Source organism: Nesterenkonia marinintestina, assembly GCF_025420485.1.
In the GTDB taxonomy this organism is placed as follows: Bacteria; Actinomycetota; Actinomycetes; order Actinomycetales; family Micrococcaceae; genus Nesterenkonia; species Nesterenkonia marinintestina.
On record NZ_JAOEFD010000001.1, the window covers coordinates 187,071 to 199,489 of the forward strand.

At 71.6% G+C, this 12,419-nt stretch carries 11 protein-coding genes; 7 read left to right on the top strand and 4 right to left on the bottom strand.

From position 1 onward, the window contains the following. Positions 1-2: 2 nt before the first annotated feature. The 4 genes from N7E59_RS00795 to N7E59_RS00810 all read right to left on the bottom strand — a co-directional run bounded on the left by N7E59_RS00795 (position 3) and on the right by N7E59_RS00810 (position 2,878). Positions 3-260, bottom strand: coding sequence for a type B 50S ribosomal protein L31 (locus tag N7E59_RS00795; protein WP_261623005.1), 258 nt, complete (start codon positions 258-260; stop codon positions 3-5). Positions 261-417: 157 nt separating this feature from the next. Continuing rightward, complete coding sequence (locus tag N7E59_RS00800; RefSeq protein WP_261623006.1) at positions 418-1,290, bottom strand: TrmH family RNA methyltransferase; 873 nt, start codon at positions 1,288-1,290, stop codon at positions 418-420. Beyond that, positions 1,287-2,096, bottom strand: coding sequence for a sulfite exporter TauE/SafE family protein (locus N7E59_RS00805; RefSeq protein WP_261623007.1), 810 nt, complete (start codon positions 2,094-2,096; stop codon positions 1,287-1,289). The genes N7E59_RS00800 and N7E59_RS00805 overlap by 4 nt, the downstream gene beginning before the upstream one ends. Then, positions 2,096-2,878 (bottom strand): ABC transporter ATP-binding protein, encoded by a 783-nt coding sequence (locus N7E59_RS00810; protein WP_261623008.1) that lies wholly within the window; start codon positions 2,876-2,878, stop codon positions 2,096-2,098. The genes N7E59_RS00805 and N7E59_RS00810 overlap by 1 nt, the downstream gene beginning before the upstream one ends. Positions 2,879-2,930: 52 nt before the next feature. Between N7E59_RS00810 and serB the strand changes: the two genes are divergently transcribed. From serB to pgl, 7 genes are all read left to right on the top strand, one after another. Further along, positions 2,931-3,923, top strand: a complete 993-nt coding sequence (gene serB, locus N7E59_RS00815; RefSeq protein ID WP_261623009.1) for a phosphoserine phosphatase SerB — start codon at positions 2,931-2,933, stop codon at positions 3,921-3,923. 104 nt (positions 3,924-4,027) lie between these two features. Then, positions 4,028-6,169: a transketolase gene (gene tkt, locus N7E59_RS00820; protein WP_261623010.1), complete on the top strand. Its 2,142-nt coding sequence runs from the start codon at positions 4,028-4,030 to the stop codon at positions 6,167-6,169. A 69-nt stretch (positions 6,170-6,238) separates the two neighbouring features. After that, positions 6,239-7,363, top strand: a complete 1,125-nt coding sequence (gene tal / locus N7E59_RS00825; RefSeq protein ID WP_261623011.1) for a transaldolase — start codon at positions 6,239-6,241, stop codon at positions 7,361-7,363. A gap of 51 nt (positions 7,364-7,414) precedes the next feature. Beyond that, complete coding sequence (locus tag N7E59_RS00830) at positions 7,415-9,046, top strand: glucose-6-phosphate isomerase (RefSeq protein ID WP_261623012.1); 1,632 nt, start codon at positions 7,415-7,417, stop codon at positions 9,044-9,046. A gap of 9 nt (positions 9,047-9,055) precedes the next feature. Continuing rightward, positions 9,056-10,600 carry a glucose-6-phosphate dehydrogenase gene (zwf, locus tag N7E59_RS00835; protein WP_261623013.1) on the top strand — a complete coding sequence of 515 codons (1,545 nt, stop codon included), beginning with the start codon at positions 9,056-9,058 and terminating at the stop codon, positions 10,598-10,600. 28 nt (positions 10,601-10,628) lie between these two features. Then, a complete protein-coding gene (locus N7E59_RS00840) occupies positions 10,629-11,567 on the top strand; it encodes a glucose-6-phosphate dehydrogenase assembly protein OpcA (RefSeq protein WP_261623014.1) in 939 nt (312 codons plus the stop codon). 36 nt (positions 11,568-11,603) lie between these two features. Next, positions 11,604-12,401, top strand: a complete 798-nt coding sequence (gene pgl, locus N7E59_RS00845; RefSeq protein ID WP_261623015.1) for a 6-phosphogluconolactonase — start codon at positions 11,604-11,606, stop codon at positions 12,399-12,401. Positions 12,402-12,419: the final 18 nt, after the last annotated feature.

Here is a 12,419-nt window from a genome sequence, read left to right on the forward strand (position 1 = left end):
CCCTACTTCTTGCCGCCGAAGCCCTTGAAGCGCTGGTTGAAGCGCTCGACGCGGCCGGCGGAGTCCATGATGCGCTGCTTGCCGGTGTAGAACGGGTGCGACGCGGCGGAGATCTCGACGTCGATCACCGGGTAGGTGTTGCCGTCCTCCCACTCCATGGTCTTCTCAGAGGTGGCGGTGGACCGGGTCAGCACCTTCTGGCCGGACGACATGTCATTGAAGATGACCGGCTGGTACGTCGGGTGGATGTCTGACTTCATAATCGTGGGTGTCCTTCGTCTGTGCCGCTGGATTTTGCCAGAAGCTCGCGGATCGGGGCGGCCCACACATGGGCCAGCGTGCCATGGTATCGCATGCGACGCGGAGTCGCACCTCGGCCGCTCCTCCTCCGCTCCTCCTCCGCTCCTCGGCCGCACCTCACCCGTGCCGGCGCCCGAGCTCCCAGCACGCCACGGCTGCGGCGGCCGCGACGTTCAGCGAGTCCAGTGACACCTCGTGACGACCGGTCCTCCCGGCCATCGGGATCTCGACCGCGACATCCGCAGAGGCCAGCGCCCCGGCCGTGACGCCCGGGCCCTCCGCACCGAGGATCAGGGCCACCCGTTCGGCCCGTCGGATCGTCGGGTCGTCCAGCGCGACGGCCCCGTCGGCCACCTCCAGGGCGCCGAGGAGGAAGCCCGCCTCACGGATGCTCCGCGCCCCGGACGCCCATGCACCGTCGGAGGAGTCCCGGGGCAGCCGCGCCCACGGCACGGTGAACACGCTGCCCATGGACACTCGGATGCTGCGCCGGTACAGGGGGTCGGCGCAGGTCGGCGAGAGCAGCATCCCGTCCACGCCCAGGGCCGCGGCCGATCGGAATATCGCTCCGACGTTCGTATGGTCGGTGATGCCTTCGAGCACCAGAAGCGTCCGCGCGGCGTCGAGCAGAGCCTCCGGCTCCGGCGGGACCGGTCGGTGCATCGCCGCCAGCGCGCCGCGGTGCAGGTGGAATCCCGTGATGGACTCGAGCACGGCGTCGTCTCCGAGGATCACCGGCGCATCCGGGTGGGATGAGATCGCCTCGGCCAGCTCCGGCAGGTGCCGCTCGGTCATGAAGAAGGAGCGCGGCCGATGCCCGGCGGCCAGGGCCCGGGCGACGACGCGCGACGACTCGGCCATGTACATCCCATGCTCGGCGTCACGACGTCGGCGCAGCGCCGCATCGGTCAGCTCCCGGTAGTCGGCCACCAGCGGGTCCTCCGCCGCGTCGGGCTCGGAGAGCCGGAGCACGGGATTCGGAAGCCTCATCCCGCCACCAGGTTGCGGATCATCACGATCAGAGCGACGACGCCGAGCACGACGATGACCGCCCGCAGCACCGTGGGCGGCAGACGCCGGCCCACCCACGCCCCGGCGAATCCGCCGATGGTCGAGCCGACCGCCACGATCAGCACCGCGGCCCAGGCGATCCGGTCGAAGGCCAGCAGCAGGTAGCTGACGGCGGCGACCACGTTCACCGCGAGCACCAGGGCGTTCTTGACCGCGTTCGCCTGCTGCAGCGTCGCGGTCAGGAACACGCCCAGGATCCCGATCAGCAGCACCCCCTGGGCGGCGACGAAGTATCCGCCGTAGACGCCGGCCAGCAGCACCAGGGCGGCGAGCAGCACGCCGATGCGGGGTACGGCCGACGGGGCGGGGGTCGGCTCTTCGGCCTTGCGTGCGCGGACCCAGCGCTGCAGCCGCGGCTGGAAGACCACGAAGGACAGGGCGACGACGATGAGCGCCGGCGCCACCCGCTCGAAGACCTGCTCGGGCAGGACGAGCAGCAGCATCGCTCCTGCGATGCCGCCGAGGACGGACAGCGGAAGCAGCCTCAGCAGGGTGCCCCGCACCTGGGCGATCTCTCGGCGGTACCCCCAGGTGCCGGTGATGTTGCCGGCGATGAGCCCCATCGCATTGGAGATCGTCGCGGTCACCGGGGGGAAGCCCATGGCCACCAGCACGGGGAAGGTCACCAGCGTGCCGGAGCCCACGACGACGTTGATCGCACCGGCCCACACGGCGGCCAGCGCGATGAGCAGGACCTGGTCGACTCCGAGGCCGAGGAGCTCCATCAGGCGGCGAAGGCGGAGTACCGCCCGTCGCGGCGGTGCAGGCTCAGCGGGGCGTCGAAGGTCGCCGTCAGGGACTCCGAGGTGAGGGTCTCCCCGATCGGGCCGGCGTCGACGACCTTCCCGTCGCGCAGCAGGAGCACATGGGTGAAGCTCGCCGGGATCTCCTCGAGGTGGTGGGTCACCAGGATCGTGGTGGGAGCCCCGGGGGCCGAGATGAGCTCGTCGGTCCTGGAGACCAGCGATTCGCGACCGCCGAGGTCCAGGCCGGCGCCCGGTTCGTCGAGGATCAGCAGCTCGGGATCCGTCATCAGGGCGCGGGCGATCTGCACCCGCTTGCGCTCGCCCTCCGACAGGGTGGAGAAGGGCCGGTCGAACACGGTGCCCACGCCCCAGTCGTTGAGCAGACCGAAGGCGCGCCATTCGTCCATCCGCTCATACTCCTCACGCCACCGGCCCGTGACGCCGTAGGCGGCGGTGACCACCATGTTCAGGGCGGTCTCCTGCGGCGGCACAGTTCCCGCCAGGGCGTTGGAGCTGAAGCCGATCAGCGGGCGCAGTTCGAAGACGTCGACCTTTCCGAGCGTCTCGTCCAGGATCCGCACCTCGCCGGCGGTGGGGTGCATCCGTGCGGCGGCCAGCTGCATCAGCGTGGTCTTGCCGGCCCCGTTGGCGCCGAGGACCACCCAGCGCTCCTCCTCCCGCACCTTCCAGGAGACGTCGTCGAGCAGGCGGTTTCGGCCGCGGCGCACCGAGACGCCGCGCATGTCCAGGACAGCACTCATGCGCTCCACACTATCGAAGGTCGCGGCGGCGACCGGCTAGGCTGGATCGGTGATGTCACAGTCCTCCAGGACCTCCTCCGACGCCCCCCGCGAGCCCCTCCCCGAGGGTGCGGTCGTGACCCTCGCCGCCGTCGAGGTCCCGCCCGACCTCATCGGCTCGCTGGGCGCCGAGCTCTCCGACGTCGGGGACGCCTCGCAGGCTCAGACGGCCCACATCCCGACCCGCGACCCGGGCAGGGATGACCATGTGCAGGTCGTCGCCGCCCGCTGGTCCGTCCGCTCCGAGGGCGGCGGCGGGGACCCCGATCTCGACGCGGTCCGCGCCCTGGTCGACGACGCCGCCGCGAGCCTGGGCGCCGGGGAGACCGGAGGCCCCGTCACCTCCACGGTCCTGCCGTCGTCGAGCCGCCCGGGCCCGAACAGCATGCTCCTGACCGACGTGGACTCCACCCTGATCGACGAGGAGGTCATCGACCTCATCGCCCGCCGGGCCGGCCGCGAGTCTGAGGTCGCCGCGGTCACCGAGGCCGCGATGCGCGGGGAGCTGGACTTCGCCGGATCCCTGCACGCCCGCGTGGCCGCGCTGGAGGGCCTGCCGGCGTCGGTCTTCGACGAGGTCGTCGCCTCCGTGCGTCCCAGCTGCGGCGCCGAGCCGCTGCTGGCCGAGTTCGCCGCCCACGGCTGGCCTCGCGCCGCCGTCTCCGGGGGATTCCTCCAGGTGCTCACGCCGCTGGCGGCCCGACTCGGACTGACCGACCACCATGCCAACACCCTCGGCGTCGGCGACGGACGGCTCACCGGCACCGTGGAAGGCGACGTCGTCGATCGGGCGGCCAAGGCGCGGTTCCTGCACGACTGCGCCGCGGCCCACGGGATGACGGCCGAGCAGGTGGTCGCGGTGGGCGACGGGGCCAATGACATCGACATGGTCCTGGCCGCCGGGGTCGGCGTCGCCTTCTGCGCCCACGAGGCGCTGGAGACCCGGGCCGACCTGGTCATCCGGCACCGTTCGATGCGCCTGATCGGCTGGGCGCTCGGACTGTGAGACCGCGCAGGCCCCGGGAGACACCGTCGGAGGCCCGGCGGTAGTCTGGTCGCAGATGCGGCACGACGGCGTGCGCGCCCGCGGACCCCACCGATGAACCGATGATGGAGGAGACCCCTGTGACCGACTCTGCCGTGCACTCGCCCGAGACGTTCTCCGACGCCGACCGTCGGGCGGTGGACACGCTGCGGGTCCTGGCCGCCGACGCCGTCGAGAAGGTCGGCTCCGGCCACCCCGGGACCGCGATGGCGCTCGCTCCGGCCGCCTACCTGCTGTTCCAGCGCACCATGCGGCACGACCCGACCGACCCGCGGTGGATCGGCCGGGACCGGTTCATCCTCTCCCCCGGCCACACCTCGCTGACCCTGTACCTGCAGCTGTACTTCTCCGGCTACGGCCTGGAGCTCGACGACATCGTGGGACTGCGCAGCTGGGACTCGCTGACCCCCGGGCACCCCGAGTACGGGCACACCGCCGGTGTGGAGATCACCACCGGGCCGCTGGGGCAGGGGCTGGCCTCCGCCGTCGGCTTCGCCTACGGCCAGCGCCGGATGCGCGGACTGCTGGACCCGGAGGCCGCCGTCGGCGAGAGCCCGTTCGACCACACCGTCTGGGTCATCGCCTCCGACGGGGACCTCCAGGAGGGAGTCACCTCCGAGGCCTCCTCCCTGGCGGGGCATCAGCAGCTGGGGAACCTGGTGGTCATCTACGACGACAACAGGATCTCCATCGAGGACGACACCGAGATCGCCTTCTCCGAGGACGTCTCCGCCCGCTATGCCGCCTACGGATGGCACGTCCAGGACGTGGACTGGACCAAGACCGGCGAATACGTCGAGGACGTCGACGAGCTGGCCCGAGCCCTCGATGCGGCCAAGGCGACCACGGACCGCCCCTCGCTGATCAGCCTCCGCACCATCATCGGATGGCCGGCGCCGACCAAGCAGAACACCGGAGCGATCCACGGCTCCAAGCTCGGCGGCGAGGAGCTCGCCGCCGTCAAGGAGTTCCTCGGCTTCGATCCGGAGCGGCACTTCGTGGTCGAGGACGAGGTGATGGAGCACTCCCGCCGGGTGCTCGAGCGGTGTCGGGAGACCCGCTCCCGGTGGGACGAGCAGTACCGGGCCTGGCGCGACGCCAACCCGGAGAACGCCCGGCTGCTCGACCGCCTGGAGGCCGGACGGCTGCCGGAGGGCTGGGAGCAGCACCTGCCGGAGTTCCCGTCCGGCGAGGCCCTGGCCACCCGGGCCGCCTCCGGCAAGGTCCTCAACGCGATCGGAGAGGTGCTTCCCGAGCTCTGGGGCGGCTCCGCGGACCTGGCCGGATCGAACAACACGCTCATCGAGGCCTCACCGTCGTTCGTGCCCGAGCACCGTCAGACGGAGAAGTTCGCGGGCGGACCGTACGGCCGGAACCTGCACTTCGGCGTGCGTGAGCATGCGGCTGCGGCCATCATCAACGGGATCGCGCTGTCGACCCCCACCCGTCCCTACGCAGGCACGTTCCTGATCTTCAGCGACTACCAGCGTCCCTCGGTGCGGCTGGCCGCACTGATGGGCACCGGAGCGATCTTCGTCTGGACCCACGACTCCATCGGCCTGGGCGAGGACGGACCGACCCACCAGCCGGTCGAACAGCTGGCGAGCCTGCGTGCGATCCCCCACCTCGACGTCGTCCGCCCCGGTGACCCCAACGAGGTCGCGGTGGCCTGGCGCGAAGTGCTGCGCCGTGCGGACCGACCGGCCGGCCTGGCCCTGACCCGCCAGGGAGTCCCGACCTTCGCACGCGGTGACGGCGAGGCCTCGGCAGAGGAGTTCGGCTCCGCCGAGGGGACGGCCCGGGGCGCCTACGTCCTGGCCGAGGCCGTGCGCGACGGAGAGGTCGTCGCACCCGACGTCCTCCTGCTGGCCACCGGATCGGAGGTCCAGCTCGCCGTCGAGGCCCGCGAGAGCCTCGCCGCCGAGGACGTCGCCGCCCGAGTGGTCTCGATGCCCTGCCAGGAGTGGTTCGCCGAGCAGGACCCGCAGTACCGGGAGGCGGTGCTGCCCGCGGCCGTGCGGGCCCGCGTCTCCGTCGAGGCCGCCCACCCGATGGGCTGGCGGGAGTGGGTCGGCGACGCCGGACGCACCGTCGGCCTCGACCACTTCGGCGCCTCGGCGGACTACCAGACCCTGTACCGGGAGTTCGGAATCACCGCCGACGCCGTCGTGGCCGCCGCGCGGGAGTCCCTGCGCGAGGCCGGCTGAACCGCCCCGCCGACCACGCACCCGACCCCTCGGGCCGACCGCCCGGCCCCCACTCCAGGAGGAGCTGAGATGACAGCCAACCCCAACACTCAGGCGCTCACCGACCTGGGCGTCTCGATCTGGCTCGACGACCTGTCCCGCGAGCGTCTCGACTCGGGTTCGCTGCGCGGACTCATCGAGACCCGCAACGTCGTCGGCGTGACCACGAATCCGACGATCTTCGAGAACGCCCTGAAGCACGGCGAGGCCTATGAGGACCAGCTGCGGCGCCTCGCCGCCGAGGGTGCCGACGCCGAGCGCGCCGTCGCGGAGATCACCGTGGACGACGTCCGTGCCGCCTGCGACGTGTTCGCCGACGTCCACGCCGCCACCGGCGGCGTCGACGGCCGGGTCTCCATCGAGGTGGATCCGCGGCTGGCCCGCGACGCCGACGCCACCATCGCCCAGGCCCGTGAGCTGCACCGAGCAGTCGGGCGGGACAACGTCATGATCAAGATCCCGGCGACCGTGGAGGGCATCGAGGCCATCGCGGCGGTGCTGGCCGAGGGCATCAGCGTCAACGTGACCCTCGTGTTCTCCCTGGAACGGTACCGCGCGGTCATCAACGCCTTCATGCTGGGCCTGGAGAAGGCCCACTCCGACGGGTACGACGTCTCGACGATCCATTCCGTGGCCTCGTTCTTCGTCTCCCGGGTGGACTCGGAGGTCGACCGTCGTCTGGAGCTGGCCTCGGAGGCGGGACGCCCGGGCACCGAGAAGCTGCGCGGGGCCGCCGCGATCGCCAATGCGCGCCTGGCCCACCAGATCGCCGCCGAGACCTTCAGCTCCGAGCGGTGGCAGCTCCTCTCCGACCGCGGCGCCCACCCCCAGCGGCTGCTGCTGGCCTCCACCGGGACCAAGGATCCGAACCTCTCCGACACGATCTACGTCACCGAGCTCGTCGCCCGCGACGTGGTCAACACCATGCCGGAGAAGACGCTGGAGGCGCTGGCCGACCACGGCATCGTCGACGGCGACTCCATGACCGACACCTATGTGGACTCGAACCGGGTGCTCGACGGCATCAACGCCGCCGGCATCAGCTACCGGGGCGTGGTCGACACCCTCGAGCAGGAGGGCCTCGAGAAGTTCGAGACCTCCTGGGAGGGTCTCCTGGAGACGGTCGACGAAGGTCTGCGGCGCAACGCCGGCTGACCGATACGCCGAGATCCGGAACGGACGGGAACCGAAAGGACACCGACGACCATGAGTTCGCTCTCCCTGGTCCTGCGCGGAGCCGCGCGCGAGGCCGTCGACACCGAGGTCCCCGGCCTGGTGGACCATGAGTTCGCCTCGCGGCTGGCGGCGAAGGACGCCGCCCTGTGGGGCCCCGCCGCCCGGGACGAGGCCTCGAAGCGGCTCGGCTGGGTCTCGCTGTTCGAGGACTCCCGGGCGCTGCTCCCCCGCATCGAGCGGCTGCGCGGTGAGCTCGCCGCAGAGGGCGTCGACCGTGTGGTGCTCGCCGGGATGGGCGGCTCCTCCCTGGCGCCCGAGGTGATCTGTGCGGTGCATCGGGTCGCACTGACGGTCCTCGACTCCACCGATCCGCAGCACGTCCGCTCGGTGATCGATCAGGACCTCGACCGCACCGTGCTCGTGGTCTCGTCCAAGTCGGGCTCCACGGCGGAGACCGACTCGCAGCGCCGGATCGTCTCGGAGGCCTTCGAACGTGCCGGCATCGACCCGGCCTCCCGCACCGTGGTCGTCACCGACCCCGGTTCGCCGCTGGCCGAGGCGGCGACGGCGGAGGGCGTGCGCGCCGTGGTCGAGGCCGATCCGACCGTCGGAGGCCGCTACTCGGCGCTGACGGCCTTCGGCCTGGTGCCCTCCGGGCTGGCCGGCGCGGACCTCGAGTCCCTGCTGGACGAGGCGGAGGACGCCGCGGCGGTGCTCACGGAGGACGACCCGGCGAACCCCGGGCTGCAGCTGGGGGCCGCTCTCGGCGGCACCCGTCCGCCGCGCGACAAGATGGTGCTCACCGACCTCGGTTCTCCGCTGACCGGTCTGGGCGCCTGGATCGAACAGCTCGTGGCCGAGTCCACCGGCAAGGACGGCACCGGCGTGCTTCCCGTGCTGGTCGGCGACGGCGAGCCCGAGCTCACCCGCACCGCCGACGACGTGCTGGTCGTGGCCCTGGTCGACCCGGACGACGACGATTCCGACGAGGACCTCATCTCCTCCGACGACGTCGTGCGCACCGGCGGGAGCCTGGGCGCCCAGTTCCTGCTCTGGGAGGTCGCCACCGCGGTGGCCGGCTCCCTCCTGGGCATCAACCCCTTCGACCAGCCCGACGTCGAGTCGGCCAAGACCGCCGCCCGGGGCCTGCTCGACGCTCCGGCGCCCGAGGCTGAGTCGGCCGTCACCGACGGCGCGGTGGAGATGAGGGGCCGCGGAGGTGCTCAGGTCCCCGACTCCGTGGTCGAAGCGCTGCGCGGTCTGGCCGCCGCAGTGCCCCAGGACGGCTATCTGGCGGTCATGGCGTATCTCGACCGCACCGCCGAGCAGCGCCTGGAGGCCGTCCGGGCCCAGCTCTCCGCACTGACGGGACGGCCGGTCAGCTTCGGATGGGGGCCGCGGTTCCTGCACTCCACCGGCCAGTTCCACAAGGGTGGTCCGCACGTCGGAGCCTTCTTGCAGATCACCGCGGACACCGCCGCAGACGACGACCTCTCCGTGCCGGGACGGCCGTTCACCCTGGGTCGGCTCATCACCGCCCAGGCCGACGGCGACGCCGAGGTGCTGGCCGCCGCCGGCATGCCGGTGCTGAGCCTGCGCCTGGACGACCGACGGACCGGGATCGACCAGATCCTCGACGCAGTCGACGAGATCACCGGCTGAGAGGTGCCGATGCCTGCCGAGCAGACCACGGCCAATCCTCTGCGCGACGTCCGGGACCGACGGCTCAGCCGCATCGCCGGACCCTCCGTGCTGGTCATGTTCGGCGTCACCGGGGACCTGGCGCGGAAGAAGCTGCTCCCGGCGATCTATGACCTGGCCGATCGGGGGCTGCTGCCGCCGTCGTTCTGCCTGGTGGGCTTCGGCCGTCGCGACTGGAGCGACGAGGAGTTCGCCGAGCAGATGCTCACCCATGTCCGAGCATCGGCGCGCACTCCCTTCGACCGGCGGGTGTGGGACCAGCTCCGGGCGGGACTGCGCTTCGTCTCCGCCGCCGGATTCGACGACGACTCGGCGTACCTGCGCCTCCGCGAGACCCTGGACGAGCTGGCCGGGACCCGAGGCACGCGCGAGAACCACGCGTTCTACCTCTCCATCCCACCGAAGTCCTTCGAGACGGTGTGTGAGCGGCTCTCCTCCCACGGCCTCGCCGCCCACCACGACGACACCGGGTGGCGCCGCGTGGTGATCGAGAAGCCCTTCGGCCACGACCTCGACTCCGCCCGTGAGCTCAACCGGATCGTCGAATCGGTGTTCCCCTCCGACTCGGTGTTCCGCATCGACCACTATCTGGGCAAGGAGACGGTGCAGAATCTGCTGGCGCTGCGCTTCGCGAATCAGCTCTTCGAGCCCCTGTGGAACTCGAACTATGTGGACCACGTGCAGATCACGATGGCCGAGGACATCGGCATCGGAGGACGTGCCAGCTACTACGACGGCGTCGGCGCCGCACGGGACGTGCTGCAGAACCACCTGCTGCAGCTGCTGGCCCTGACGGCGATGGAGGAGCCGATATCCTTCGACGCCGAGGACCTGAGGGCCGAGAAGGCCAAGGTCCTCAAGGCCGTGACCCTGCCCGAGGACCTCGAGGCCGCCTCCGCCCGCGGACAGTACGCCTCCGGCTGGCAGGGCGGGGAGAAGGTCACCGGTTTCCTCGACGAGGAGGGCTTCAACTCCGAGTCCACCACGGAGACCTTCGCGGCCCTGAAGCTCGAGATCGACACCCGTCGCTGGGCCGGAGCGCCGTTCTATCTGCGCACCGGCAAGCGGCTGGGGCGCCGGGTCACCGAGATCGCGGTGGTGTTCCGGCGGACCCCTCACCTGCTGTTCGAGGACCACGGCGGTGAGGAGTTCGGCCAGAACGCGGTCGTCATCCGCATCCAGCCGGACGAGGGCGCCACCATCCGATTCGCCTCCAAGGTGCCGGGCACCCAGATGGAGGTCCGCGACGTCACCATGGACTTCGGCTACGGCCACGCCTTCACCGAGGACAGCCCGGAGGCCTATGAGCGGCTGATCCTGGACGTGCTGCTCGGAGAGCCGCCGCTGTTCCCCCGTCATGAGGAGGTCGAGCTGTCATGGAGGATACTGGACCCGTTCGAGGAGCACTGGGCCGCACTGGGCACCCGGCCCGAGCAGTACGCCCCGGGCAGCTGGGGGCCGGAGTCGGCACACACCCTGATGGCCCGCGACGGACGCACCTGGCGCAGGCCGTGAGGGGCCGCGGGCCGGGCAGGAGGACCCGATGATCGTCGACGTCGAGCACACCACCACCGCCGAGGTGGGCAAGCGGCTCGCCGCGATCCGCGAGGACGGCGGAGTCGTCGCGCTCTCCCGTGTGCTGACCCTGGTGATCCTCGCCTCGGACGACCGGGTCGAGGAGGCGATCGACGCCGCGAACCTCGCCTCCCGGGAGCACCCCTGCCGCATCATCCTCCTGGCCGTGGGTGCCCCGACCGACGAGACCCGGCTGGACGCACAGATCCGTGTGGGCGGCGACGCCGGCGCCTCGGAGGTTGTGATCCTGCGCTGCGCCGGCGAACTGGTGGAGCATCAGGAGTCCACGATCTCCTCGCTGCTCCTCCCCGATGCACCGGTGGTCGCCTGGTGGGCCGACGAGGTGCCCTCTGACGTCAGCGCCACCCCGATCGGACGACTGGCCCACCGCCGGATCACCGACGTCACCCAGACCGACGAGCCCTATGAGGCGCTCGAGGCGCTGCGGGCCTCCTACACCGCCGGGGACACCGATCTCTCCTGGACGCGGCTGACCCGGTGGCGGATCCAGCTGGCCAGCATCCTCGACGCGGTGGACCCGGCGACCATCACGTCGGTGACCGTCGACTCCCCCGCCGAGGTCCCCAGCGCCGCGCTGCTCGCCGCCTGGCTGCATCGCCGCCTGGAGGTGCCCATCGATCTGACCTGCAACGAGCCGGGCACCGCGCTCACCGCCGTGCACCTGCACACCACGGAGGGCGACGTCGTGCTCTCGCGGCCGGAAGGGGACGTCGCCCACCTGCACCCGGCCCAGGGCCCGACCCAGTCGGTGCCGCTGCCGGTGCGCACCCTCGAGGAGTGCCTGGCCGAGGAGCTGCGTCGCCTCGACGCCGACGAGGTGTTCGGCGAGGTGCTCACCGAGGGACTGGCCGACGTCGACTTCACCGCCTGTGTTCTGAGATCCTGACAGAGAGTCCACAGCCGTCTGACCTGGAGGAAGTTCATGACGACCACCACCATCGAGCGCCACAGCGACCGAGACGCGCTGTGCGCGGCAGTGGCCGAGCGGCTGCTGGAGGTCCTCAGCGGGGCCGTGCAGGACCGCGGCGTGGCCCACGCCGTACTGACCGGCGGCGGCGCGGGCATCGGCACCCTGCAGGAGGTCGCGCGTCTGATCGACGCCGGAGAGGCGGAGACCCCGGACTGGTCCCGGGTCCACTTCTGGTGGGGCGACGAGCGTCTGCTGGCCGGCGGGGAGCCCGAGCGCAACGACGAGCAGGCCGACGCCGCCCTGCTGCGCACCCTCGTCTCCGACCACGGACTGCCGGCGGAGAACGTCCATCGGATGCCGGACACGGACCTGGCCGTCTCACCCGTGCAGGGTGCGGAGGCCTACTCGGCCGACCTGGCGGCCGCCTCCGATGAGGACGAGTCCGACTCCGAGCGGGCCGCGCTGCGGATACCGCGGTTCGACGTGCTGCTCCTCGGAGTGGGGCCCGACGGGCATGTGGCGAGCCTGTTCCCCGGCAGCGAGACGCTGGCGGTGACGGAGGTCTGCTGCGTGGGCGAGTCCGAGTCCCCCAAGCCGCCGCCCGGGCGGATCACTCTGACCTTCGATGCGATCGGCACCGCTGAGCGGGTCTGGATGGTGGTCGCCGGATCGGACAAGGCCGATGCGGTGGCCCGGGCCCACGCCGACGGCGCCGACGTCGAGGACGTCCCGGCCGTGGGCGCCGCTGGACGTGAGGAGACCGTCTGGCACGTCGACGAGGCCGCCGCGGAGCGGCTGCCCGACTCCTGAGACGCCGGCCGCGCCGTG